Raw genomic sequence first — 23,715 nt, 5'->3', positions numbered from 1 at the left:
ACTCGCCTCCCGGCACGGACGGGAACCGAAGCCCGCCCATTGCACGCCCCTTCGTTTCACGTGAAACACGACCCGCTCCGTTTGACTCCGGATTCACCGTCCACGATCCTTTCTCGTTCGACGTGCACCGTCACGACGCCGACCGGACGCATTTCGGGTCGCCGCGACCCGCTCAACCACGACGACGGTCGTCGGCACCTCGATCACACCGACACCGCACGAAACCACTTCACCGCGACCGCCACCGACCGCAGCAATCGCCGGCGCATCCCGTTCGAGTTCCTCCGCCGCGCTCTCGCCCTTCATGGCGAGCAGTCGGCCCCCGGTCCGAAGCAGCGGGAGGCACCACTTCGCGAGCCGTTCCATCGGCGCCACGGCACGCGCGGTCACGACGTCCTGATCGGCCAGCCGTTCGCGCACCGGGCCCTCCTCGGCACGTCCACGCACCACCTCGACGGTGAGCGCCAACTCGGTAACGACTTCCTGCAACCAAGTCACCCGTCGAGCCATCGGCTCCAACAGGGTCAGATTCAGATCCGGGCGGGCGATCGCCAACGGGATGCCCGGCAACCCCGCCCCAGAGCCTACGTCCAACACCCGGCAATTCGGTGGCAGCAACTCCGCAATCACCGCAGAGTTCAACAAATGTCTTTCCCAGAGCCGGTCCAGTTCGCGCGGACCGATCAGACCGCGGCGGATTCCGTGCTCCTGGAGCAACTCGACGAAGCGTTCCGCCAACGCCAACCGCTCGCCGAATACGACCCGCGCCGCAGATGGCGCACCTCCGGTCAAAGCATTCACCCCGTGTCGATGTTTCACGTGGAACCAGGTGTGTTCACCTAAGCCTGCCGGATCGCGATCCGCAGTCGTACGGCAACCCGCGTTTCACGTGAAACTTCCTTTGGGGAATCGACTCGACTCGCGTATCGATGCGGGTGGTGGAATCTCAGGCGCCGCCCGGACTCCAGATCCCCGATTCGCGCGATTACGACGTGGCGTGAGGCGTTCTCGCCAGGCGACGTCTGAGAACCTGCGACGGCGCAGGCGCTACTTCAAAGGAGGACTCGAGGTCTCGGCCAATCGCCGTGTTTCACGTGAAACACGGGCCCGAATGCGCCGGTGCCCCCGTCGGTCCGAGGAGGGGACCGACAGGGGCACCGGTGGGGCAGGGGTCAGCTCTTGAAGACGACAACCTTGCGGTTGGGCTCTTCGCCTTCACTCTCGCTGTGCACGCCGTCGACGGCCGCAACGGCGTCGTGGATGATCTTCCGCTCGAACGGGGTCATCGGGCGCAGCCGCGCCTCCTTTCCGGTCTCCAGCACGGTCTCCGCGGTCGAGCGCCCAAGTTCGGTCAGCTCCTGCCGGCGGCCCGCCCGCCAGCCCGCGACATCCAGCATCAGCCGACTGCGGACGCCGGTCTCCTGCTGTACCGCCAGCCGGGTCAGCTCCTGCAGCGCCTCCAGCACCTGACCGCGTCCGCCGACCAGCTTCTCCAGATCGTCACCGCCGTCGATGCTCACCACCGCTCGACCCGCCTCGACGTCCAAGTCGATGTCCCCGTCGTAGTCCAGCAGGTCGAGCAGCCGCTCCAGGTAGTCACCCGCGATGTCGCCCTCCTGCACCAGGAGAGCTTCGGTGTTCGACACCTCGGACTTTGCGGTCTCGCTGCTCTCCGCGCTGTCGATCTGGGACTCGGCCGGGGACGGGCTCGGCTCCTGCACGGTTTCGGACACTGGGTGTCTCCTCTCCAGGGTTCGCGACGGACTCAGCGGGACTCGCCCGGCTTGTCCGCGTCGCGAGAACGGTCTTCGATCTCCCCGGGGATCTCACCGGGTTGGTCCTTGGCCACCGGGTCCGCGACCCACGTGGTGCCCGTCTCCACCACAGTGGATTCGACGACCGCGGGCGCGCCGGCCAGCGCAGCCTCCTCGCGGTCGATCCGGCGGTACACCACACGCTGCTGACCAAGCGTCCAGAAGTTGTTGGCCAGCCAGTAGATGAGAATGGCCAGCGGCAGGAACGGACCACCGATGATCGCGAACATCGGGAAGATCCACAGCGTCATCCGGTTCATGATCGCCGTCTGCGGGTTGGCCGCCGCGTCGACTGTCTGTCGCTGCACCGAGTGGCGCGCGGTGAAGTGCGTGGCGATCGCGGCGGCGATCATCAGCGGCACACCGACCAACATCATTTCCACGCGGTCGGTGCCGAACATCGCGAGCACCTCCGGCGTCTGGCTGATGGTGTTCGACAACTTCGCGCCGAACAGATCGGCCGCCACGAACGAGGCCACGTCGTCCGCGTTGAAGATGTAGTTCGATGGTGCGCCCGGCTTGAACCCGTTGAGCACGTGGAAGAGCCCGATGAACACCGGGATCTGCACCAGCATCGGCAGGCAGCCGCTGAGCGGGTTGAAGCCCCGCTCGGCCTGCATCTTCTGCATCTCGGCGGCCAGCTTCTGCCGGTCGTCGCCGTACTTGGCCTGCAGTGCTCGGATCTGCGGCGCGAATTCCTGCATTTTCTTCATCGACCGCACCTGGTGCACGAACGGCTTGAACAGCAGCGCGCGCAGCGTGAAGACAAGGAAGATCACCGCCAGCGCCCAGGCGTAGCCGCTGGCCGGATCCAGCACGAAGCCGAACACCTTGTGCCAGAACCAGAGGATGGCCGACACCGGGTAGTAGATGAAGTCCAGCACGCGGGCTACTCCTCGGCAGGTTTCTCGGGTACGCGGCCACTAACGGGGTCGGCCGCCGCGGACCGCTCACGGGGCGGTGGAACCGGGTCCAGGCCTCCAGGGTGCCAGGGGCCGCACCGCAGTAACCTGCGCAGGGTCAACCAGCCACCGCGGAACAGTCCGTGGACGGTGAGCGCCTCGACCGCGTAGGTGCTGCAACTCGGGTAGAACCGGCACGACGGCGGCAGCAGGGGGGAGATCACCTTGCGGTAGACGTGCACCGGACCGAGCAGCACCCAGGCCAGTGGGCTCGGGCGCCGAGCAGGGGCGCGGAGCCTGTCGTCGTGACGCTCGTCCGAAGCCATCACCTGGAACCCGTCGCCGGAACATCGGGGGAGAGGACGCGGAGCTTGCGCAGCGCCACGTCGAGGTCCGCACCGAGTTCGCGGCTGGACGCACCTGCTGCGGGAGGCAGGGCGCGGACCACCACCAGTGTGCCAGCGGGCAACGCCGACAGGAGGTCGCGCATCAGGTGCCGGAGGCGACGGGTGACCCGGTGCCGGACCACGGCCGTCCCCACGGCCTTGCTCACGACAAAACCCACCCGGGTCGAGACATCCGAATTCCGGGTGGGTGCCGTTTTCGCATCGGCTTCCGGCAAGGCCTCGCCGGTGTAGCGCGGCCCGAGGTCCCGAGCCTGGTCCGGACGCAGCACGTGGACCACCAGGCGGGACCGGCCGGCCCGGCGACCACGACGGACCACCAGACGGAACTCCTGGTTCTTGGTCAGCCTGGCTGCCGCGGGAAGCACGGCCGGACGCGATCAGGCGGTCAGCTGCGCGCGACCCCGGCGACGGCGCGAGGCCACGATGGCCCGGCCGGCCCGAGTGCGCATGCGCAGCCGGAACCCGTGCTTCCTGGCACGGCGGCGGTTGTTCGGCTGGAAAGTGCGCTTGCCCTTGCTCACGGTCGGATCTCCCGGTTACTACAGGCACCGATGGCCACGGTGAACCACGGTTCGGTCAAGGTGTCCCTGTTTCGCGAGCCGCAGTCGCTGGCCACGCGGCGATCGGCGAATACCGAGCGGCGCACGGCACCAGAATCTCGGCGCAGCGACATGCCCGCTCAGGAAGCGGGGGACTGTACGAGGGTACGCAGTGGCAGCGGAGGAAGCTGAACCGGGGTCGCCATCTGGCGACGATCACCGGGCACAACCGCCGCACCGGTGGCAACGAGGCTGCCACATCCCGACCTTCGCGGCGTCTCCGGGAGTCGCATGTGACGCGGGTGCCCCCCTGCGATGCGCGGATCGGTGTGCGGGAACACCCGGTCTTCGGTGGGCACCTGACCTCGATCGAAGCGGTACAGCCGCCCCAGGGGGGATGACCGCAGTGGCCTGCCGTACCTTCATACACAAGTTGTGGACAACTCTGTGGACACCTGATTGAACAGGTGTCCACCTGAGTCTGGCCCCACCGTCCCGTGACACCGCCCGCGCCCGAGCACCGTGGGAGCCCGGCCCGGGACCGCACCGGGGGCTGCGCGAGCGAGGGGAGGGGGAGCAAGGCGGTGTCCGACCACCAAGCCGATCTCGTTCGAGTTTGGGATGAGGTGGTGCAGGAGCTGTCCTCCGGCACGCTCTCGCCTCAGCAACGCGCCTGGATGCGGGTGACCCGACCGATCGGGCTGCTGGACGGTACCGCTCTGCTCGCCGCGCCGAGCGACTTCGCCAAGGAAGCCATCGAACGCGCGCTGCGTGATCCGATCACCGACGCGCTTTCCCGCCGGCTCGGCCGCGCCGTGTCGCTGGCGGTGAAGGTGGACACCGCCGTTCCCGGGCCCACCCGCCCGGCCGCGGCGCCCGCGCCGGCCGATTCCCGGTCCGGCCGCGGCGCCGATCACCCCGGGCCTCCATTCCTCTCCTCGCCTGGCTTCGGGCGGGGGCCCGAAGCTTTCGGGAACACCGCGCACACCGGTTCGATCAGCGGGTCCGTCACCGGTCCGGTGCCTGGTTCGGTGCCCGACGCCGGAGGGCGGCACGCGGTACCGGACAAGCACCTCGGGATCGACTTCCCGACGGCCGAGTTCAAATGGCCCAACGGCGAGGTTCCGTCGCCGTTGGGTGCCGACGGCGACGGCGAAACCGACGAGCCGGAGAGCGCGGCGACCGAGCCGGAAGCCGACGAGTCCGCCAACGAGATCTGGCCGACCTTCGGCCGCGCCGGACAACCAGGCGAGCCGCACCAGGGCCAGCCGTTCACCGCGCCGAAGCACGCGCCGCCCACTTCGCAAACCCGGCTGAACGCGAAGTACACCTTCGACACGTTCGTCATCGGCTCCTCGAACCGCTTCGCGCACGCCGCCGCCGTCGCCGCGGCGGAAGCACCGGCCCGCGCGTACAACCCGCTGTTCATCTGGGGCGAGTCCGGGCTCGGCAAGACGCACCTGCTGCACGCGGTCGGCCACTACACCCAGCGACTCTTCCCCGGGATGCGCGTCCGCTACGTGTCCACCGAGGAATTCACCAACGACTTCATCAACTCGCTGCGCGACGACCGGCAGGTGGCGTTCCAGCGCCGGTACCGCGACGTCGACGTGCTGCTGGTGGACGACATCCAGTTCTTGGAGGGCAAGGAAGGAACCCAGGAGGAGTTCTTCCACACCTTCAACACGCTGCACAACTCGAACAAGCAGATCGTGGTGTCCTCGGACCGGCCGCCGAAGGGACTGCGCACCCTGGAGGACCGGCTGCGCACCCGGTTCGAGTGGGGGCTGATCACCGACATCCAGCCGCCGGAGCTGGAGACGCGGATCGCGATCCTGCGCAAGAAGGCAGCCCAGGACCGGATGAACGCGCCGGCCGACGTGCTGGAGTTCATCGCGTCCCGGATCGAGCGCAACATCCGCGAACTGGAGGGGGCGCTGATCCGGGTCACCGCGTTCGCGTCGCTGAACCGGCAGCCGGTCGACCTGCAGCTGGCCGAGATCGTGCTGCGCGACCTGATCCCGGACTCGCAGACCCCGGAGATCACCCCGCCGACGATCATGGCGGTGACCGCGGACTACTTCAGCGTGACCATCGACGACCTGTGCGGCCCCGGCAAGACGAAGGCGCTGGCGCAGGCCCGACAGATCGCGATGTACCTGTGCCGGGAGCTGACCGACTCGTCGCTGCCGAAGATCGGCCAGTACTTCGGCGGCCGCGACCACACGACGGTGATGTACGCGGACAAGAAGATCCGCAAGGAGATGGCCGAGCGGCGCCGCATCTACGAGCACGTCCAAGAGCTCACGGCCCGCATCAAGCAGCAGTCTCGCTGACACCTCAGAGGAAACTGGCGGCGTACTGCGTGGCGGTTCGGGTAGTGCACCTTCCGACGCCGCAGGGACTCCGGGATCCCCGGCTCATGGTGCCAATTCACCACGCCGGGTACTGGCCTCGCCAAGAACCCCGACGGACCGGCAAGGCATGAGAACCCGGGGCAATGAGCCGAAGCGGCCGACGCCGCACGTCCGACACCTCGTCTGCCGAATGTTCGAGGTCAGAAGGGTCGGGACGCTCAGATGGCTTCTGCGGGGCTATCTCGGGGGCCAAGTGTGATTCCTTCGCCTCTCTCCGCGAATCTTTCTGCTGACCCCGCCCGGCGCGAGCTACCCCCTTCAACAGAAAGCTCCCCCGTCGCGGCCCGTGGGGAATCGTCCGGTAGCGAGCAGTCGGGCCCGCAACCGGGCTGCGCCTGATCGTTGATCGCTGCGCGCTTCGTGGCGCGCGCCGGAGGCCCTCAGGGCCCGCCAGGGACGTCGAGATGTTTCTGTTGGGCTACCCGGCTCGGATCAGACCGCTCCGACAGAAACTTCGGGCCACTTTGCGGGCCGCCCGGAGCCCGGGATGCGCACGCATCGAGCCCTTCGAGCCGACCGCAGGGTGCGCATCCGGACAGCAAACCAACACGTTCCGAGGTTGATCAAGCGCGCTCCGCAGTCGCAAAGAGGTTTGGCGCGCCGAACTTTTCTGAGGACCGGGGTGGCCTTCGCCTCACCCCATCGGCAAAAAAGTCCGCCGAGGCTCGAGCTGTCCACAGATTTTTCATCCCCAGGCCTGACCTGGAATTTTCCCCAATTCATCCACAAGCTGTGCACAAGCTGGAGCAAGCTGCCCACAGAGTGGAGCCGGGTTGACCACAACGCTCTCACAGGTTTGCCCACAACCTGATCGGTGGAGGAGCCCAAAACCAACAGGGGGTGGGTATAACCGGGCCGACAACTGTGGATGGAGCTGTGGACAACTGGGGGTGGCTGTGGACAAACCGTTGTAAGGCAGAAGTTGTCCACCACCTGGACGTCGTAGTCCACGGTTACATCCCGTGTTCATCCACACCCGACCACGCCACACGACCAGCCCAAACGACACTTGTCCCCACAACTCACAGCCCTTACTACTACTGCGGTTATTTCTTCTTTTGAAAGAAAAAGAAAAAGAGAAGAAGGCTCGGTGGATAAGTGGACAACTCGGCCTGGACAGCCAGGACGGCAGCACGAACTGCTCGGACCCGGATGCGGAGATCGCGGCGCACGCTCTACGGTGGAACTCCCGCGGAGGCCGCCGACGTGAACTCCGGGTCGAGCCCGGGCCGAACTTCGCGTGCACGGCGCTCGTGGGGGGACCGCTTCGTCCTCGTTGCGATGAGCGCGGGGCACACCGACTACACCGACCCGATGAGCTGCTCCCCAGCTCTACAAAGTTCTCCGGCAGCCGAGCCACGGCTGGAACCGAAAGGACACCCATGAAGATCCGCGTGGAACGTGACGGTCTCGCCGACGCCGTCGCCTGGGTCGCGCGCAGCCTGCCGTCACGGCCACCGGTTCCGGTGCTGGGCGGAGTGCTGCTCGACGCGAGCTCCGGGGAGGCGCTGACCATCTCCGGGTTCGACTACGAGGTCTCGGCCCAGGTCACCATCGATGCCTCGATCGACGCCAGCGGACGCACCCTCGTTTCCGGGCGGTTGCTGGCGGACATCACGAAAGCGCTCCCGGCCCGCCCGGTCGAAATCACCGTCGACGGCTCCCGCGTCACCATCACCTGCGGCAGCTCGCGGTTCAGCCTGCCGACCATGCCGGTCGAGGACTACCCGGAACTGCCCGCGATGCCCGAGCACGCCGGTTCGGTTCCGGGCGATCTGTTCAGCGAGGCCGTCGGCCAGGTCGCGGTGGCGGCTGGCAAGGACGACACGCTGCCGATGCTCACGGGCATCCGGATGGAGATCAACAACGACAAGCTGACCATGGTCGCCACCGACCGGTTCCGCTTGGCGATGCGCGAGATCACCTGGGAGCCGGGCACCTCGATGGAGGACACCGCGGTGCTCGTCCCGGCCAAGACCCTCGCCGACTCGGCGAAGACGCTGGGCACGGGCGGCAGCAAGGTCGAGATCTCGCTGGCCTCCGGCGACGGCCTGCTCGGCCTGTCTGGGACCGCTCGCCGCAACACCACCCGGCTGCTGGACGCGGAGTTCCCGAAGTACCGCCAGCTGCTGCCTGCCGAGAGCGCCGTGACCGCCGACGTCGACGTCGCCCCGCTGGTCGAGGCGATCAAGCGCGTCTCGCTGGTCGCCGAGCGCGGCACCCAGGTGCGACTGGAGTTCTCCGACCGGCTGCTGCGGCTGACCGCCGGCGGCGATGACGAGGGCAGCGCCGAGGAAGAGCTAGCAGTCGAGTTGGTCGGCGAGCCGCTGACCATCGCGTTCAACCCTGCCTACCTGCTCGACGGGCTCGGCGCGATGAAGACCGAGCGCGCCCAGCTTCAGTTCACCACCGCCAACCGCCCGGCCCTCGTCAAGCCGGTCGGAGAGGATGGCGAAGTGACGGAGGGCTACCTCTACCTCCTGATGCCGGTCCGCCTCCCGGGCTGACCTGGGTCACATCCGGCGCACTGCCCGACCGGAGCCGCCAACGCCGATGGCTAGGCTCCGGTCGGATCGATTCAGCTGGTGAGGTCCTCACCCCGCGGTCGGTGATCCGCGCCGACCAACCAGTCGATACACAGCTCGCAGAGGGAGATCGGGTGCAACTCGGACTTGTCGGTCTCGGCCGAATGGGTTTCAACATGCGTGAGCGGCTGCGCGCCGCCGGTCACGACGTCGTCGGTTACGACCGCAACCCGGAGGTCAGCGATGTCGCTTCCATCGCGGAGCTGGTGCAGAAGCTGGCCGGCTCGCGGATCGTCTGGATCATGGTGCCGCACGGCGACCCGACTCGGCAGACCGTCGAGGAGCTGGCCGGGTTGCTGTCGACCGGCGACCTGGTGATCGAGGGCGGCAACTCGAAGTTCACAGATGACCAGGCCAACGCGGCGCTGCTCGCCGAGCGCGGGATCAAGTACGTCGACGTCGGGGTTTCCGGCGGCGTATGGGGTGCCAAGAACGGTTACGGCCTGATGGCCGGTGGTGATGCCGAGGACATCGAGCGGGCCATGCCGATCTTTGACGCGCTGCGCCCGGAGGGCCCGCGTGAGGAAGGCTTCGCGCACTCCGGCCCGGTGGGTGCCGGGCACTACGCGAAGATGGTGCACAACGGCATCGAGTACGGCCTGATGCAGGCCTACGCCGAGGGCTTCGAGCTGCTGTCGGCGTCGGACGTGGTCACCAACGTGCCGGAGACGATCAAGGCGTGGAGCCGCGGCACGGTGGTCCGCTCCTGGCTGCTGGACCTGCTGGTCCGCGCGTTGGAGGAGGACCCGGAGCTGACCGAGCTGCGCGGTTACGTCAACGACTCCGGCGAGGGTCGGTGGACCGTCGAGGAGTCGATCAACAACGCCGTGCCCACGCCGGTGATCACCGCCTCGCTGTTCGCGCGGTTCGCCTCGCGTCAGGAGGATTCCCCGGCCATGAAGGCGGTCGCGGCGCTGCGCAACCAGTTCGGCGGCCACGCCGTGCAGAAGACCGAGGACTGACCGGGAACCGGAAGCGGTGTTGATTTGTCGACAAATCGATACCGCCCACCGTCCTCGCTGTTTCCGCAGGCAGGTGCCTTGAGTACGTTGAGGTGCTGTAGCGCCTCAACAGACGAGTCAGCTACCAGCGAAAACCCTACCCAGGGAGCACCGCCGTCCGATGCCCTGGCGATTTGTCGACAAATCGCCAGGACGACGAAGGCACCGAATCCGCGAATTCGGCGACCGGGCGGACGACCGAACAAAAGCTGCGAATAAGTTGGATCGCCGTGTACGTCCGTCATCTGCAAGTGACCGACTTCCGGTCGTGGCCGCACGCCGACCTGACCCTGGAGCCGGGCATCACCGTGCTGGTAGGGGCCAACGGGCAGGGCAAGACGAACCTGGTCGAGGCGATCGGTTACGCCGCGACTCTCGGATCGCATCGCGTCTCCGCCGATGCCCCGCTGGTACGCGACGGCGCGGCGCGCGCGGTCGTGCGGACCGCCGTGGTCAACAGCGGACGCGAGCTGCTGGTCGAGCTGGAGATCACGCCGGGCAAGGCCAACCGGGCGCGGATCAACCGCGGTGCCGTCGCCAGGCCTCGCGACGTGCTCGGCATCCTGCGCACCGTGCTGTTCGCACCGGAGGACCTCGCGATCGTGCGCGGTGATCCGGGTGAGCGCCGCCGGTTCCTCGACGACCTGCTGGTCACGCGGTCACCCCGGTACTCGGGTATCCGTTCGGACTACGACCGGGTGCTCAAGCAGCGCAGCGCCTTGCTCAAGTCGGCGGGCGCGGCGCGCAGGGGCGGCGGCTCGGCGGACCTGCGCACGTTGGAGGTGTGGGACGGCCACCTGGCCCGTTTCGGCGCTGAGCTGTTGGCAGGTCGGCTCGATCTGGTCGCCGCCATCGCACCCCACGTGACCAGCGCTTATGCCAACGTCGCGGCGACCGATGAGGCGACCGTGCCGTCCGGTCGCGTGGCCGGCGTACGCTACCGCAGCAGCCTCGGCGAGTCGCTGCCCGAGGGCTACGGCGTGCCACTAGGCAAGGCCGCAGACCCGGCGGAACTGGAAGTGGCCCTGCTCGCCGAGCTGGAGCGGGTCCGGGCGCAGGAGATCGACCGCGGTGTGTCGCTGGTCGGGCCGCACCGCGACGACCTGGAACTGATGCTCGGTGACCTGCCCGCGAAGGGCTACGCGAGCCACGGCGAATCTTGGTCGTTCGTCCTGGCGTTGCGGCTGGCTTCCTACTACCTGCTCACCGAGGATGGCGCCGAGCCGGTGTTGATCCTGGACGACGTCTTCGCCGAGCTCGACCGCCGCCGCCGGGCCCGGCTGGCCGACCTGGTGGGCGGGGCCGAGCAGGTGCTGGTGACCGCGGCGGTGCCGGAGGACGTTCCGCCGGAGCTCATCGGTGCCCGATTCGACGTCCGGGAGGGCGAGGTGCGACGTGCCATATAACCGTTCGCAGTCGTCAAGTAAACCCAGAGTGATAACCGGGGCGGGAAAGACCGCAGATTTGCCCACATCTGGGGATAACCCTGTGGATGGTGTGGATAACTCGGCGCCATCACCGGGACCATCAACGACGGTCCCGGTGGATACCGGGACGTCGCCGGTCGGGTCCGACGGGGCCGCGTTGTCCGGTCCGGACCTCGCCCGGGCCGCCCTGCAGGCCGCCCGGGAGCAGTCCGCAGCCCGCCGGCGCGACGGCAAGAAGAAGGGGGGCGTGGTCCGGGCGCGCCGCCGTCGTGGCTGGTCCGGGCCGCGCCCGGACGACCGCGATCCGCAGCCGCTGGGTCGGCTGGCCGCCCGGATCGCCAGCGAGCGCGGCTGGACCGAGCACCTCTCCGGCGGCCAGGTCTTCGCGAAGTGGGCGTCCCTGGTCGGCGGCGACGTGGCCGAGCACACTAAGCCGGTGGCGCTGAAGGACGGCGAGCTCACCGTCCAGGCCCAGTCCACTGCGTGGGCCACGCAGTTGCGTTTGCTCCAGCGCCAGATCCTGAAGCGGATCAGCGATGGCGTCGGCCGCGACGTGGTGCGCCGCATCAAGGTGCAGGGCCCGGCCGCGCCGAGCTGGCGGCACGGCCCCAGGCATGTTCCCGGGCGTGGCCCCCGCGACACCTACGGCTAGTAGCCTGCCGATACGCGCTTATCGTCGGCCCGCGCGGGCCACGGTCCGCAGGCCCGGTGGGGCGAATGGCCGCGTCGCACCGGGGAGCAGACCCCCCGGCTGGCCCGCCGCCGGGGCGGCAACCGGCCGATCGCCACCGAGATCCCCCGGCGACCTCTCGAGGCTCTCGGATGGTGGATTGATTCGAGTTCTCCGCTCTGTGAGGAAGTCAGGGGTGTCCTTGCCCTACTTCTGTCGCGGGGGGCCAGTAGAATCAGTGCAGGGTGTGGCCGACGCCTTCGACCGATGTGATCGTCGAGGCGCTGGGCAACGCGCGCAGCAGGGTGCGGCGCCGACAGACAAGTCGCCCCGAAGTGGTCTGCGGTGCGGGAAGGGCGTGTTTTCGAACCGGCACCGGCCAACCTGACAGCACAGTCGGCTCAAGGAGAAATCGAGGCCCGTGGCACCGAAGAAGAGCGAATACAACGCTTCATCCATCACCGTTCTTGAGGGCCTTGAGGCCGTCCGCAAGCGTCCCGGCATGTACATCGGTTCGACCGGCGAACGCGGCCTGCACCACCTGGTGCAGGAGGTCGTGGACAACTCGGTCGACGAGGCGATGGCTGGCTACGCCTCCAGGGTCGAGGTCACCCTGCTTGCCGACGGCGGCGTGCGCGTGGTCGACGACGGCCGCGGCATCCCCGTCGGCATGCACCCGGTGGAGAAGAAGCCGACCCTCGAAGTCGTGCTCACCGTGCTGCACGCGGGCGGCAAGTTCGACAGCGACTCCTACGCGGTCTCCGGCGGTCTGCACGGCGTGGGTGTGTCGGTGGTCAACGCGCTGTCCACGGCGCTGGAGGCGGAGATCCACCTAGAGGGCTACGTGTGGCGGCAGCGCTACGAGGACTCCAAGCCCGTCGCCGACGTCGAGCGTGGCGAGCGCACCAACAAGACCGGCACCACCATTACCTTCTGGGCCGATCCGACGATCTTCGAAACCACCAGGTACAACGCCGAAACCATCTCGCGTCGCCTGCAGGAGATGGCCTTCCTGAACAAGGGACTGACCATCGTCCTGCGCGACGAGCGGGCCGCCGAAGAAGACGAGGCCGGCGAGGACGCCAGCGGCACCACCGCCCGCGCCACCGAGCGCACCTTCCACTACCCGGGCGGCCTGGAGGACTTCGTCCGCCACATCAACGCCACCAAGGAACCCATCCACAAGAAGGTGGTGTCCTTCAACGCCTCCAGCAAGGACTACGAGCTGGAGATCGCGATGCAGTGGAACTCCGGCTACAACCAGTCGGTCTACACCTTCGCGAACACCATCAACACGCACGAGGGCGGCACCCACGAGGAAGGCTTCCGGTCGGCGCTGACCCGCGTTGTCAACAGCTACGCCAAGGACAAGAAGCTGCTCAAGGAGAAGGACGGCAGCCTCACCGGCGACGACGTCCGCGAGGGCCTGGCCGCGATCGTGTCCGTGAAGGTCCGCGAGCCCCAGTTCGAGGGCCAGACCAAGACCAAGCTGGGCAACACCGAGGTCAAGTCGTTCGTGCAGACCACCGCCTTCGAGTGGCTCACCGACTGGTTCGAGCGCAACCCCGCCGAGGCCAAGGTGATTGTCAACAAGGCGGTGTCCTCGGCGCAGGCGCGGATGGCCGCGCGCAAGGCCAAGGAGCTGGTGCGTCGCAAGAGCGCGATGGACATCGGCGGCCTGCCGGGCAAGCTGAAGGACTGCCAGTCCAACAACCCGGAGGAGACCGAGCTCTACGTCGTGGAGGGCGACTCCGCGGGCGGCTCCGCGAAGGAGGGCCGCGAGTCGCGGTTCCAGGCGATCCTGCCGTTGCGCGGCAAGATCATCAACGTGGAGAAGTCGCGGATCGACAGGGTCCTCAAGAACAACGAGGTCCAGGCGATCATCACCGCGCTGGGCACCGGCATCCACGACGAGTTCGACCTGTCCAAACTGCGCTACCACAAGATCGTGCTGATGGCCGACGCCGACGTTGACGGCCAGCACATCCGCACCCTGCTGTTGACCCTGCTGTTCCGGTTCATGCGGCCGCTGATCGAGAACGGCCACGTTTTCCTCGCGCAGCCGCCGCTGTACAAGATCAAGTGGCCGCGGTCGGAGCCGGAGTACGCCTACAGCGACAAGGAACGCAACGCGCTGCTGGAGCAGGGCGCGGCAGCCGGCCGCAAGCTGCCCAAGGACGACGGCATCCAGCGCTACAAGGGTCTCGGCGAGATGAACGCCGACGAGCTGTGGGACACCACCATGAACCCGGAGACCCGGCTGCTGCTGCAGGTCTCGCTGGACGACGCGGCGACCGCGGATGAGCTGTTCAGCGTTCTGATGGGCGAGGACGTCGAAGCCCGGCGCTCGTTCATCACCCGCAACGCCAAGGACGTCCGCTTCCTCGACGTGTGACGCACCGCGCCGCTAAGCCCCCGAACTTCCCGGAAAGCGAAGGACGAGCATGACGGATATCCTGCCGCCGGTACACGGCCGGATCGAGCCGGTCGACATCCAGCAGGAGATGCAACGCTCATACATCGACTACGCGATGAGCGTGATCGTGGCCCGCGCGCTGCCAGACGTGCGCGACGGCCTCAAGCCGGTGCACCGACGCGTGCTGTACGCGATGTACGACTCCGGCTTCCGCCCGGACCGCGGGTACGTGAAGTGCTCCCGCGTCGTCGGCGACGTGATGGGCAACTACCACCCGCACGGCGACTCGGCGATCTACGACACCCTGGTCCGCCTGGCCCAGCCCTGGTCGATGCGCCACCCCCTGATCGACGGCCAGGGAAACTTCGGTTCGCCCGGCAACGACCCGGCCGCGGCGATGCGGTACACCGAGTCGCGGCTGGCCCCGTTGGCGATGCACATGCTCGCCGACATCGAAGAGGACACCGTCGACTTCGCCGACAACTACGACGGGCGCACCCAGGAACCCACGGTGCTGCCGTCGCGATTCCCGAACCTCTTGGTCAACGGAGGTGGCGGGATCGCGGTCGGAATGGCCACCAACATCCCGTCGCACAACCTGCGCGAGGTTTCCGACGGTGTCGTCTGGGCGTTGGAGAACCCGGAGGCCACCGACGAAGAGCTGCTCGACGCTCTCATGGCGCGGATCAAGGGTCCGGACTTCCCGACCCACGGCCTCATCCTCGGTACCAATGCGATCGCGGACGCCTACCGCACCGGCCGCGGCTCCATCAAGATGCGGGCCGTCGTCACGATCGAAGAGGACGCCAAGGGCCGCACCACATTGGTGGTCACCGAGCTGCCCTACCAGGTCAACCCGGACAACCTGATCGAGAACATCGCCGCGATGCACCGGGAGGGCAAGCTCACCGGCATCTCGGACATCGCGGACGAGTCCAACAGCCGGCGTGGCATGCGGATCGTGATCACGCTGAAGCGTGACTCGATCCCCAAGGTCGTGCTGAACAACCTCTACAAGCACACCCAGCTGCAGACCACCTTCGGCGTCAACATGCTGGCGCTGGTCGACGGGGTGCCGCGCACCCTGCGGTTGGACCAGGTGATCCGGTACTACGTCAAGCACCAGATCGAGGTCATCGTCCGGCGCACCAAGTACCGGTTGAAGAAGGCTGAGGAACGCGCCCACATCCTGCGCGGCCTGGTCAAGGCGCTGGACATGCTCGACGAGGTGATCGCGCTGATCCGCCGGTCGCCCACGGTGGACGACGCGCGCACCGGGCTGATCGAACTGCTCGACGTCGACGAGATCCAGGCCAACGCGATCCTGGAGATGCAGCTGCGCCGCTTGGCGGCCCTGGAGCGGCAAAAGATCATCGACCAGTTGGCCGAGATCGAGCGGGAGATCGAGGACCTCAAGGACATCCTCGCCAAGCCGGAGCGGCAGCGGCAGATCATCCGCGACGAGCTGATGGAGATCGTCGACAAGTACGGCGAGGACCGGCGCACGAAGATCGTCCCGTTCGAGGGCGAGGTCTCGATGGAGGACCTCATCGCGGACGAGGACGTGGTCGTCACGATCACCCGCACCGGCTACGCCAAGCGGACGCGCACCGACCTGTACCGGGCGCAGAAGCGCGGCGGCAAGGGTGTGCAGGGCGCGCAGCTGAAGCAGGACGACATCGTGTCGCACTTCTTCGTGTGCTCCACGCACGACTGGATCCTGTTCTTCACCAACAAGGGGCGCGTCTACCGGGCGAAGGCCTACGAGCTACCGGAGGCCAACCGCACCGCGCGCGGCCAGCACGTGGCGAACCTGCTGGCGTTCCAGCCGGACGAGCAGATCGCCCAGGTCATGCAGATCAAGGACTACACCGCGACGCCGTACCTGGTGCTGGCCACCCGCAACGGGTTGGTCAAGAAGTCCCGCCTGACCGACTTCGATTCCAACCGATCGGGTGGTCTCATCGGGATCAACCTGAAGGACGAGGACGAGCTGGTCGGCGCGGTGCTGTGCTCCGCCGATGACGACCTGCTGCTGGTGTCCGCGGAGGGCCAGTCGATCCGGTTCCACGCCACCGACGACGCGCTGCGACCGATGGGCCGGGCCACCTCGGGCGTCCTGGGCATGCGGTTCAACGACGGCGACGAGCTGCTGGCGATGGGCGTCGTCCGCGCCGACCGGTACGTGCTGGTGGCCACCGACGGCGGTTACGCGAAGCGCACCCCGATCGATGACTACCCGGTGCAGGGCCGTGGCGGCAAGGGCGTGCTGACTCTCCAGTACGACAACAAGCGTGGCAGGCTGGTGGGGGCGCTCATCGTCGAGATCGACGACGAGCTCTACGCGATCACCTCGACCGGTGGGGTCATCCGGACCACCGCCAAGGAGGTGCGCAAGGCCGGCAGGCAGACGAAGGGGGTTCGTCTGATGAACCTGGACGAGGGGTCCGCGCTGGTGGCGATCGCGCGCAACGCCGACGAAGCCGCCGACCCGGACGCTGCTAGGCCCGAACAGCAGCAGTAAAACCGTGGGAGACCACGTCGCACACCGCCGCCGACGATCAACGAAGGATCGCTCGTGACACCTTCCGAGAAGCCGGAGCAGTCGGACCCGCAGCAGGATGCGGACCGGGCTTCGGTCAGCACCCAGACAGCCGACGACAGTGCCGCGGACGTCGGCAAGGAATCCGGCTCGGCTCCCGCGCAGCCGACCGCCGGAGGTAGCGGGGAAGACCTGCACGGCACCGAGACGCCGCCCCCGTGGCAACGCGCCTCGGCGACCGCGTCCGGCTCGTCCGACACACCGGTGGCTGCTGCCGCGGCAGCCTCCGGCCCGGACGTCGCTGACACGCAGAACATCCCGAAGCAGGTGCAGGACCAGGAAACGGTGCGCACCAAACTGCCGCCGTCCACGCGGACGACCGTGTCGTTCACCGGCGGCGCTGCAGGTGCCGCCGGTGTGGGCGGGGCGACCCGCGGCACGACGACGGCCTCGGCGCGGCGGCCGAGCCGAGGCCCGCGGCGGGCCAGCCTGCAGGTGAAGCGACTGGATCCGTGGTCGGTGCTGAAGCTTGCCCTGGTGCTCAGCGTCGCGTTGTTCTTCGTGTGGATGATCGCCGTCGCGGTGCTCTACGGGGTGCTCGACGGCATGGGCGTGTGGGCCCAGCTCAACGGCACCTTCACCGAGCTGACCCAGCCCGACAACGCGGCCAGCGAACCGCTGATCAGCGCGGGACGCGTGTTCGGGGTCGCCTCGATCATCGGTGCGATCAACATCGTGCTGGTGACCGCGCTGGCGACGGTGGCCGCGTTCATCTACAACGTGGCGGCCGACTTCGCTGGCGGCATCGAGGTCACCCTCTCTGAGCGGGAATGAACCGCTGACGTGGCGATTCCGGTCCAGCACCGGGATCGCCACGTCCCGGCAGATCCGCAACGCCGACCCCCGTTTCGAGCTCCGGAAGGCGTCCTGTAGTGTTTGAACCACACCAAGGGCCTATAGCTCAGGCGGTTAGAGCGCTTCGCTGATAACGAAGAGGTCGAAGGTTCAAGTCCTTCTAGGCCCACTGGTAATCTTTCCAAATCCGAGGACTTCTCGGCTGCACGCCATGCTAGGAGGCGACCGGAAGTGAAGAAGCTGCTCGCACTCGCCGCAGTTGCTGGGGTCGTTCTGTTCGTCATCCGGCGCAACCGGGCCGCGAAGGCCGAGGCTGACCTTTGGCGCGAGGCCACTGCCGAGGCCTGATCGCCGCCCACCGCTCTTGATCCGGCTCGCGGAGCCGGTAGCCATCGTGGGCGTCACCGGTCAGCAGACCTGAGTGGGGCTGCGATAGCTGGGGACGTAGCTCAATTGGCAGAGCACCGCCTTTGCAAGGCGGGGGTTAGGGGTTCGATTCCCCTCGTCTCCACGCTTCAGTTCGGTGGAGTGTGTCCACGGAAAGTGTGGGCCATTACCGCCGCGTCATTATCTTGCGGGGGCTCGGCTCCCGCAGACCCCCACGATGTGGATACGGTGTGGGGGTTTCTTTTTTTGTCCGATCCTCGGTCTTCGGAGCTTTCCCGGGCTGCTCTTGGACTAGCTCTCCGGGGCTCTGAGCTCCAGCCTTCGGCTGTCGGAGCACTTGGGCCTCTTCGTGCACCGAGGTTCTAAGCAGCGTTTGTCGTGTCTTCGTTCGTGGTGAAACCCTTCCCTCTCGCGCACTTTGTCGACCTTCGGCCGTGCCTGTGGGGGCAGCCTTCGGTTGTCGGCGTTTCTGGGGCTCTGTTCCAACCGTTTGGGTTGTGCTGCCTGGGGGTGCTGGTTTTGGGCGGCTGTGTTGTTGTTCTGGGTGGGGTTGCTCCGGTTTGGGGTTGGTTAGGTTCGTCCTTTTTGGACATTTGGTTTCGTTGGCTTCGGTTTCGTTGTGGGTTTGGTTTTGGTTTTCGGCGTGCTTGGAGGTGGGGTTTGCGTTCGGCTTTGCGGTGACGTTTTGTTTTCGGTTGGTGCTTTGCCGGGTTGGGGTTTCGGCGGAAGGGAGCCTCCTGAGCGGGCAGCATGCCCGCCGCTAGTGCTTATGTCGTGTCTCGGTGCCGTGCTCACCGCAGTGCTCGGGATCGCCGTGCTGTCGACGCTCGGGTGACGGGCGATGTTCGTCATCGGTGCCGCTCCTGCGTTGGTGTTCGTTCCCCTGATGCTGCGCTACCTGCCGGAATCGGCCTCCTTTCTGCGGTCGGCCACCCCGGAGCGCAAGCTCACAACTCCTCGAACATGATCAGGACCTCCCGTGTTTTTTGTGCACGGCCTGCCGCGATACGCCGAGCTCCGCAGCGATCTCCTGCCACGACCAGCCCTGGTTGCGGGCGTTGCGAACCTGGACGGATTCCAGTTGTTCGAGCAGCTTCCGCAGCGCCGCCACGGCTCGCAGGCCGATCCGCGGATCGCGGCTGCTCGCCGCGGAGGCGAGTTCCGTTGCTTCTGCCATGCCGTCAACTTATGTTGACAATTGGGGGATGTCAGCCCCGGTTGACGCGCCACGCGGCCACGTGCTTCGACGCGTGCAGGTCGTAACTCGTCGGTTCGCTCATCCTGCGTCGTGGCCATCGATCCGGCGAGATCGAATGTGGGAGTGCGACGCCTGGAGAAGGTCGGAGGCCGGACCCGACGGGTCCGGCCTCCGAGAAGTTCACGGGGTCAGCGGGATCGTTCCGGCGCGATGTGCGCCTGGCCGTCGGGCTGCGCCGGCACGTCGGGGCGGCTCGCACGGTGACGGGCCTGGGTGTCGCTTCTGGTGAAGCTGTCGTCGGCCTCAGCCACCGGCAGCTCCTCCGGGCGGCGGGAGAACGCCACTGCCGCGGCCGCGCCGAGAGCGGTCAGCGTTAGCAGCACCCACGGCCACTTGCGCCGCGACTTCGGCTTGGCCGGGTCGATGCGAGCGGCCAGCTCCTTGCGGGCGGCGGTCGTATTCCTGGCCAGCTGCTTGCGGGACTTCGCGGTCTTCTTCTCCCACTGCTTGCGCGCCTTGCGGCCGCGCTTGGCGAGCTCCTTGCGCGACATCCCGGTGGCGCGCTGCGCGATCAGCTCCTGCAACTCGTCGGTCGAGTACCCGTGGTTAGCCAGCTCCTGCTCGGCGAGGGCAGCGGCCTGCTTGGACAGCGCCACACCAACCTCACCCGCGCGTCTCGCGCCGTGGCGGGCGGACTTGATGCCCGTCCCGACCGCCTTGCCCACGCTTTCGCCAGCTCGGGCCATCGCCTTCACCTCGTCCATCGTGTGCCTCCTCGGCCCGGCGTTCGCCGGTCGACTTCGTCGGCCCACGCCTGCGGCGTGGGCACCGCCCAGCAGGCGGCGATCAGCCCCATATTGCACCCAGACTCCGGGTTCGGCCTCTTCGATGGCAGGATGGTCTGGTGGCTGAAGACAACGGATCGCTCGTTGGGACTACGGTGACCGCGACCCTGCACACGTCGCAGGGCGACATCCGGATCAACCTGTTCCCCGATAAGGCGCCCAAGACAGTGGCAAATTTCGTGGGCCTCGCCGAAGGAACCAAGGAGTACACCGAGCCCAACGCAAAGGGTGAACGTTCTGGGCCGTTCTACGACGGGGTGATTTTCCACCGCGTCATCTCCGGATTCATGATCCAGACCGGGGACCCGACCGGGACCGGCCGCGGTGGCCCGGGCTACAAGTTCGGCGACGAGTTCCACCCCGAGTTGCAGTTCACCAAGCCGTACCTGCTGGCGATGGCGAACGCCGGGCCGAACACCAACGGCTCGCAGTTCTTCGTCACGGTGGGCGCCACGGACTGGCTGAACTACAAGCACTCCATCTTCGGTGAAGTCGCTGACCAGAAGTCTCGCGACGTCGTCGACTCGATCGCGAACACCGCGACCGGCGTGGGGGACCGCCCGGTCAACGACATCATCATCGAGAAGGTCTCGATCGAACGCGGCTGAAACTCGGCGACCAGGTTCGGTTCCGAGACAGTCCGAAGCGAAGAGCAGGTCCTGACGTGACTGTTCCGCCTGGATCCCAGCCCGGCGCGGACGGGGCTCCGCCGCAGCTGCCGACCTGCGTCCGGCACCCCGACCGCCCCACCGGGCTGCGCTGCACCCGGTGTGAGCGGCCGGCGTGTGCGGAGTGCCTGCGCGATGCCGCCGTCGGCCAGCAATGCGTCGACTGCGTCACGCAGGGACAACGCGGCATGCGGCAACCGGTGACGGTGGCCGGCGCTCGGCTTGCCAAGAAATCCATTTTGGTCCCCGTGCTGGTCGCGATCAACGTGGTGGTCTTCGCGCTCACCGCGGTGCAGGCCGGCAGCATCGGCGGGAACTACACCTCCGCGCTGTTCGACGACTTCGCGCTGTGGCCGGTCGTGGTCGCGGGAGGGCAGTGGTGGCGCCTGATCAGTGCCGGGTTCCTGCACATCGGTCTTCTGCACCTGACGATGAACATGATCGCGCTTTGGGTGATCGGCCGGGACCTGGAGCTCCTGCTGGGGCGGCTGCGGTTCGGCGCGGTGTACCTGCTGTCGCTGCTCGGCGGCAGCACCGCGGTGTTCATGTTCGGCGAGCCGGTGCAGATGGTGGCTGGCGCGTCCGGCGCGGTGTACGGCCTGATGGGCGGTATCGCGATCGCCGCGCTGCGGTTGAAGATCAGCCTGCGGCCGGTGTTGGTGGTGATCGCGCTGAACATCGCGGCCAGCGTGCTGATCCCGGGCCTCTCGCTGCTGGGGCACCTCGGCGGGCTCGTCATCGGTGTGCTCGCGACTGGTGCGCTCGTCTACGCGCCACGCGAACGGCGGACGCTGGTCCAGGTGGGTGGCCTGACCGCGCTGCTGGTAATCCTGATCGCCGTGCTGGTGACACGTGATCTGCAGTTCGGCAACGTGGTGTGCATCGGTTCCGGCGCGGAAACCCGCTGCGGCTTGTTGAGGTCCTGATGCTCAGCTGCGCAGGGCGCGCAGTTCGTCCGCGACTTCCTGCGGGTCGGCGCCGAGGTCGAGCCTGGTTAGCACGACCAGCTCCGGGTCGGCGTCGAGTTCGAGCGCCTGCACGGTGCGGCCGAACCGGCGGTCGTGCCGGACCCGGATCGTCACCGCAGGCCAGGGCCAGTGGTGCTGGCCGCGCAAGCCTCGCACGGTGACACCGTCGAGGTCCGCGCGCAGCCGCGGTCGGCAGATGCTGCCGTGCGCGGAGGTCGCGGCCAGCGCCAACACGAGCACGCCGATGAACAGCCGGTCGACGGGGCTGTCCGCGGCCAGCCACCACGCCGCGGCCGAAGCGGCGAGCACCCATCCGCAGGTGATCAGCCCGATGGGCGTCGACCACTGTCGAGATCCGCTCTCGTCCACCGTTATCCACCTGCTACCGATGAGTTATCCACAGGAGTTATCCCCAATGGGGATGAGTTACACCTGTGTTGTTCGCTGACCGAACGTCAAGAGGCCCACGAGATGGGTGAGGTCCGAAGGGATTGACCCCTTCGGACCTCGACACATTCCGCTTACGCGCTAAAAGTCAGCGCCATCGCATCGTCATAAGCAGGCCGATGATCATGAACGCGAAGCCGACGGCGAAGTTCCACCCGCCCAGGTCGACCATGAACGGGATCTTGTCGCCGGCGATGTAGTTGATCACTAGCCAGAGCAGGCCGATCACCATCATCCCCAACATCACGATGACGTAGATCGGGTGGGACGGGCCGACCGCCTTCGCCTTCACCGGCGTGCGGCGATCGGTCACCGGGGTGGGGGAGTCCTTCTTGCGGACCTTGGACTTCGGCATGGTGTCCTCGCCAGGTGGTGCGGCATCGTGCGCCGCGTGCTCGGGCGGTGGCCGCACCCCGGGCGTTAGCGCGCCGGGGCGCGCGCAACTTCTCGCGGTGCAGCTCGTTTTCCAGCTACCACGTTAACGCAATCACAGCGTTGATCTACCTCGTGGTCCAAGCCGTGACACGAGAGGACCCGTCGTGACAAGCGAGGCCCGTCGTGGCTTCGCCGGAGCTGGTGGTCGTCCCGCCACCGGACCGCCGGGCAGCTCGGCTGCGCACGGTGCTGCACGTGCTGGGGCGAGCTGCTGATCACCGTGGGGCTCGCGCTGCTGCTATTCGTCTTCTACGCGGTGTAGCGTCACCGCCTGGTTCACCGCGCGGAACCAGCTCGTTGCTGTTGTTCGTGATGTTCCCGCTGGTGGAGCCGATGCCGCCGTTCAATGACGGCACCACCAGGTGAAAACTCCATCGCTTCCCTTAAACGCCGAAGGCGCTTGGACCACGCTCGAAGCCCGCACCGCCGCGGTTCAAGCGGTGTCTGAGGTTCCGCTACGTGCAACGAGCCTGGAAATGCGTTTTGTGCTCCGCGTAGTCTGGCGGGGTGCGCGTACTCGTCGTCGACAACTACGACAGCTTCGTCTACAACCTCGTGCAGTACCTCGCCCAGCTGGGCGCGGACTGCGTCGTGCGCCGCAACGACGTCGTCACCGACGACGACGTGGTCGCCGCCGACGGTGTTCTGCTAAGCCCCGGTCCTGGCACACCGGACCGCGCGGGCCGCACGATGGAGTTGATCGAGCGCTGCGCCGCGGAGCGCAGGCCGGTGTTCGGCGTGTGCCTCGGGCACCAGGCCGTCGGTGCGGTGTGGGGCGGGATCGTCGAGCGGGCGCCGGAGCTGCTGCACGGCAAGGTCAGCGAGATCCACCACTGCGGGGCTGGGGTGTTCGCCGGACTGCCGACGCCGTTCATCGCGACGCGCTACCACTCGCTGATCGTCCGCGCGGACACCATCCCGGACGACTTCGAGATCACCGCGCGGACAGCGTCCGGCATCGTGATGGGCATCCGGCACCGGGAGCTGCCGGTGGAGAGTGTCCAGTTCCACCCCGAGTCGGTGCTCACCGACGGCGGCCACCGGATGCTGGCGAACTGGATGTCCTCGGCTGGTCACCCGGTCGACGAGCAGCTGGTCGCCGAGCTCGAACTCGGCATGCGCAAGGTCGCCGCCGCCGCACAGCGCTGAGCCTGGAAGGTTGAAGGGCACCCCTGACCGGTCAAGTCGGCCA

Annotated in this window: 21 protein-coding genes, 2 tRNA genes and 1 pseudogene; 14 read left to right on the top strand and 10 right to left on the bottom strand. The window is 67.4% G+C overall.

The window, feature by feature from the left end:
- Nucleotides 1-93: 93 nt before the first annotated feature.
- The 6 genes from rsmG to rpmH all read right to left on the bottom strand — a co-directional run bounded on the left by rsmG (nt 94) and on the right by rpmH (nt 3,644).
- Entirely contained in the window at nt 94-792 is a 699-nt protein-coding gene (gene rsmG / locus ACWDKQ_RS01080; protein WP_450136717.1) for a 16S rRNA (guanine(527)-N(7))-methyltransferase RsmG, read from the bottom strand.
- Between the two features lie 380 nt (nt 793-1,172).
- Nucleotides 1,173-1,685 (bottom strand): Jag family protein, encoded by a 513-nt coding sequence (locus ACWDKQ_RS01075; protein ID WP_450136778.1) that lies wholly within the window; start codon nt 1,683-1,685, stop codon nt 1,173-1,175.
- A gap of 80 nt (nt 1,686-1,765) precedes the next feature.
- Nucleotides 1,766-2,698 (bottom strand): membrane protein insertase YidC, encoded by a 933-nt coding sequence (yidC, locus tag ACWDKQ_RS01070; protein WP_450136716.1) that lies wholly within the window; start codon nt 2,696-2,698, stop codon nt 1,766-1,768.
- 5 nt (nt 2,699-2,703) lie between these two features.
- Nucleotides 2,704-3,042: a membrane protein insertion efficiency factor YidD gene (yidD, locus tag ACWDKQ_RS01065; RefSeq protein ID WP_450136715.1), complete on the bottom strand. Its 339-nt coding sequence runs from the start codon at nt 3,040-3,042 to the stop codon at nt 2,704-2,706.
- Nucleotides 3,042-3,488, bottom strand: a complete 447-nt coding sequence (gene rnpA / locus ACWDKQ_RS01060) for a ribonuclease P protein component (protein WP_450136714.1) — start codon at nt 3,486-3,488, stop codon at nt 3,042-3,044. Before rnpA ends, yidD begins: the two co-directional genes overlap by 1 nt.
- A gap of 12 nt (nt 3,489-3,500) precedes the next feature.
- Nucleotides 3,501-3,644: a 50S ribosomal protein L34 gene (rpmH, locus tag ACWDKQ_RS01055; RefSeq protein WP_083822226.1), complete on the bottom strand. Its 144-nt coding sequence runs from the start codon at nt 3,642-3,644 to the stop codon at nt 3,501-3,503.
- A gap of 602 nt (nt 3,645-4,246) precedes the next feature.
- On the opposite strand from rpmH, the gene dnaA reads away from it, so the two are divergent.
- From dnaA to ACWDKQ_RS01000, 11 genes and pseudogenes are all read left to right on the top strand, one after another.
- Nucleotides 4,247-5,998 (top strand): chromosomal replication initiator protein DnaA, encoded by a 1,752-nt coding sequence (gene dnaA / locus ACWDKQ_RS01050; protein ID WP_450136713.1) that lies wholly within the window; start codon nt 4,247-4,249, stop codon nt 5,996-5,998.
- Nucleotides 5,999-7,461: 1,463 nt separating this feature from the next.
- A complete protein-coding gene (gene dnaN / locus ACWDKQ_RS01045) occupies nt 7,462-8,586 on the top strand; it encodes a DNA polymerase III subunit beta (RefSeq protein ID WP_450136712.1) in 1,125 nt (374 codons plus the stop codon).
- A gap of 152 nt (nt 8,587-8,738) precedes the next feature.
- On the top strand, nt 8,739-9,626 hold the full coding sequence (gnd, locus tag ACWDKQ_RS01040) for a phosphogluconate dehydrogenase (NAD(+)-dependent, decarboxylating) (protein ID WP_450136711.1): 888 nt from the start codon (nt 8,739-8,741) through the stop codon (nt 9,624-9,626).
- A gap of 269 nt (nt 9,627-9,895) precedes the next feature.
- Complete coding sequence (gene recF / locus ACWDKQ_RS01035; protein ID WP_450136710.1) at nt 9,896-11,071, top strand: DNA replication/repair protein RecF; 1,176 nt, start codon at nt 9,896-9,898, stop codon at nt 11,069-11,071.
- 136 nt (nt 11,072-11,207) lie between these two features.
- Nucleotides 11,208-11,744: a DUF721 domain-containing protein gene (locus ACWDKQ_RS01030; RefSeq protein WP_450136709.1), complete on the top strand. Its 537-nt coding sequence runs from the start codon at nt 11,208-11,210 to the stop codon at nt 11,742-11,744.
- 439 nt (nt 11,745-12,183) lie between these two features.
- On the top strand, nt 12,184-14,157 hold the full coding sequence (gene gyrB / locus ACWDKQ_RS01025) for a DNA topoisomerase (ATP-hydrolyzing) subunit B (protein ID WP_450136708.1): 1,974 nt from the start codon (nt 12,184-12,186) through the stop codon (nt 14,155-14,157).
- Nucleotides 14,158-14,206: 49 nt separating this feature from the next.
- Nucleotides 14,207-16,702 carry a DNA gyrase subunit A gene (gene gyrA / locus ACWDKQ_RS01020; protein ID WP_450136707.1) on the top strand — a complete coding sequence of 832 codons (2,496 nt, stop codon included), beginning with the start codon at nt 14,207-14,209 and terminating at the stop codon, nt 16,700-16,702.
- A 54-nt stretch (nt 16,703-16,756) separates the two neighbouring features.
- Nucleotides 16,757-17,554 (top strand): DUF3566 domain-containing protein, encoded by a 798-nt coding sequence (locus tag ACWDKQ_RS01015; protein WP_450136706.1) that lies wholly within the window; start codon nt 16,757-16,759, stop codon nt 17,552-17,554.
- Between the two features lie 116 nt (nt 17,555-17,670).
- Nucleotides 17,671-17,744: transfer RNA gene (locus ACWDKQ_RS01010), tRNA-Ile, on the top strand.
- 62 nt (nt 17,745-17,806) lie between these two features.
- Nucleotides 17,807-17,914, top strand: a pseudogene (locus tag ACWDKQ_RS01005) (DLW-39 family protein); the annotation flags it as partial.
- A 99-nt stretch (nt 17,915-18,013) separates the two neighbouring features.
- A tRNA-Ala gene (locus ACWDKQ_RS01000) sits at nt 18,014-18,086 on the top strand.
- Nucleotides 18,087-18,929: 843 nt separating this feature from the next.
- Here ACWDKQ_RS01000 and ACWDKQ_RS00995 read toward each other — a convergent pair.
- Both ACWDKQ_RS00995 and ACWDKQ_RS00990 read right to left on the bottom strand, forming a co-directional pair.
- Nucleotides 18,930-19,139: a helix-turn-helix domain-containing protein gene (locus ACWDKQ_RS00995; RefSeq protein WP_093260818.1), complete on the bottom strand. Its 210-nt coding sequence runs from the start codon at nt 19,137-19,139 to the stop codon at nt 18,930-18,932.
- A gap of 209 nt (nt 19,140-19,348) precedes the next feature.
- Entirely contained in the window at nt 19,349-19,924 is a 576-nt protein-coding gene (locus tag ACWDKQ_RS00990; RefSeq protein ID WP_450136705.1) for a hypothetical protein, read from the bottom strand.
- Between the two features lie 140 nt (nt 19,925-20,064).
- On the opposite strand from ACWDKQ_RS00990, the gene ACWDKQ_RS00985 reads away from it, so the two are divergent.
- Both ACWDKQ_RS00985 and ACWDKQ_RS00980 read left to right on the top strand, forming a co-directional pair.
- Nucleotides 20,065-20,613 carry a peptidylprolyl isomerase gene (locus tag ACWDKQ_RS00985; RefSeq protein WP_450136704.1) on the top strand — a complete coding sequence of 183 codons (549 nt, stop codon included), beginning with the start codon at nt 20,065-20,067 and terminating at the stop codon, nt 20,611-20,613.
- A 56-nt stretch (nt 20,614-20,669) separates the two neighbouring features.
- Nucleotides 20,670-21,599, top strand: coding sequence for a rhomboid family intramembrane serine protease (locus ACWDKQ_RS00980; protein WP_450136703.1), 930 nt, complete (start codon nt 20,670-20,672; stop codon nt 21,597-21,599).
- A 3-nt stretch (nt 21,600-21,602) separates the two neighbouring features.
- Here the strand turns inward: ACWDKQ_RS00980 and ACWDKQ_RS00975 are convergent, their stop codons facing one another.
- Both ACWDKQ_RS00975 and crgA read right to left on the bottom strand, forming a co-directional pair.
- Entirely contained in the window at nt 21,603-22,010 is a 408-nt protein-coding gene (locus ACWDKQ_RS00975; RefSeq protein ID WP_450136702.1) for a PH domain-containing protein, read from the bottom strand.
- Between the two features lie 166 nt (nt 22,011-22,176).
- Nucleotides 22,177-22,443 carry a cell division protein CrgA gene (crgA, locus tag ACWDKQ_RS00970; protein WP_093260808.1) on the bottom strand — a complete coding sequence of 89 codons (267 nt, stop codon included), beginning with the start codon at nt 22,441-22,443 and terminating at the stop codon, nt 22,177-22,179.
- A gap of 587 nt (nt 22,444-23,030) precedes the next feature.
- Here crgA and ACWDKQ_RS00965 point away from each other — a divergent pair.
- On the top strand, nt 23,031-23,672 hold the full coding sequence (locus tag ACWDKQ_RS00965; RefSeq protein ID WP_450136701.1) for an aminodeoxychorismate/anthranilate synthase component II: 642 nt from the start codon (nt 23,031-23,033) through the stop codon (nt 23,670-23,672).
- Nucleotides 23,673-23,715: the final 43 nt, after the last annotated feature.

Source organism: Saccharopolyspora sp. NPDC000995 (genome assembly GCF_053599315.1).
This window is presented reverse-complemented; position numbering and strand designations above follow the sequence as displayed.

Excerpts from the sequence above, each read along its gene's own strand:
- dnaN (WP_450136712.1), top strand. The coding sequence starts at position 7,462 with ATGAAGATCCGCGTGGAACGTGACGGTCTCGCCGACGCCGTCGCCTGG.
- crgA (WP_093260808.1), bottom strand. The coding sequence starts at position 22,443 with ATGCCGAAGTCCAAGGTCCGCAAGAAGGACTCCCCCACCCCGGTGACC.
- yidD (WP_450136715.1), bottom strand. The coding sequence starts at position 3,042 with ATGGCTTCGGACGAGCGTCACGACGACAGGCTCCGCGCCCCTGCTCGG.
- ACWDKQ_RS00995 (WP_093260818.1), bottom strand. The coding sequence starts at position 19,139 with ATGGCAGAAGCAACGGAACTCGCCTCCGCGGCGAGCAGCCGCGATCCG.
- ACWDKQ_RS00990 (WP_450136705.1), bottom strand. The coding sequence starts at position 19,924 with ATGGACGAGGTGAAGGCGATGGCCCGAGCTGGCGAAAGCGTGGGCAAG.
- gyrA (WP_450136707.1), top strand. The coding sequence starts at position 14,207 with ATGACGGATATCCTGCCGCCGGTACACGGCCGGATCGAGCCGGTCGAC.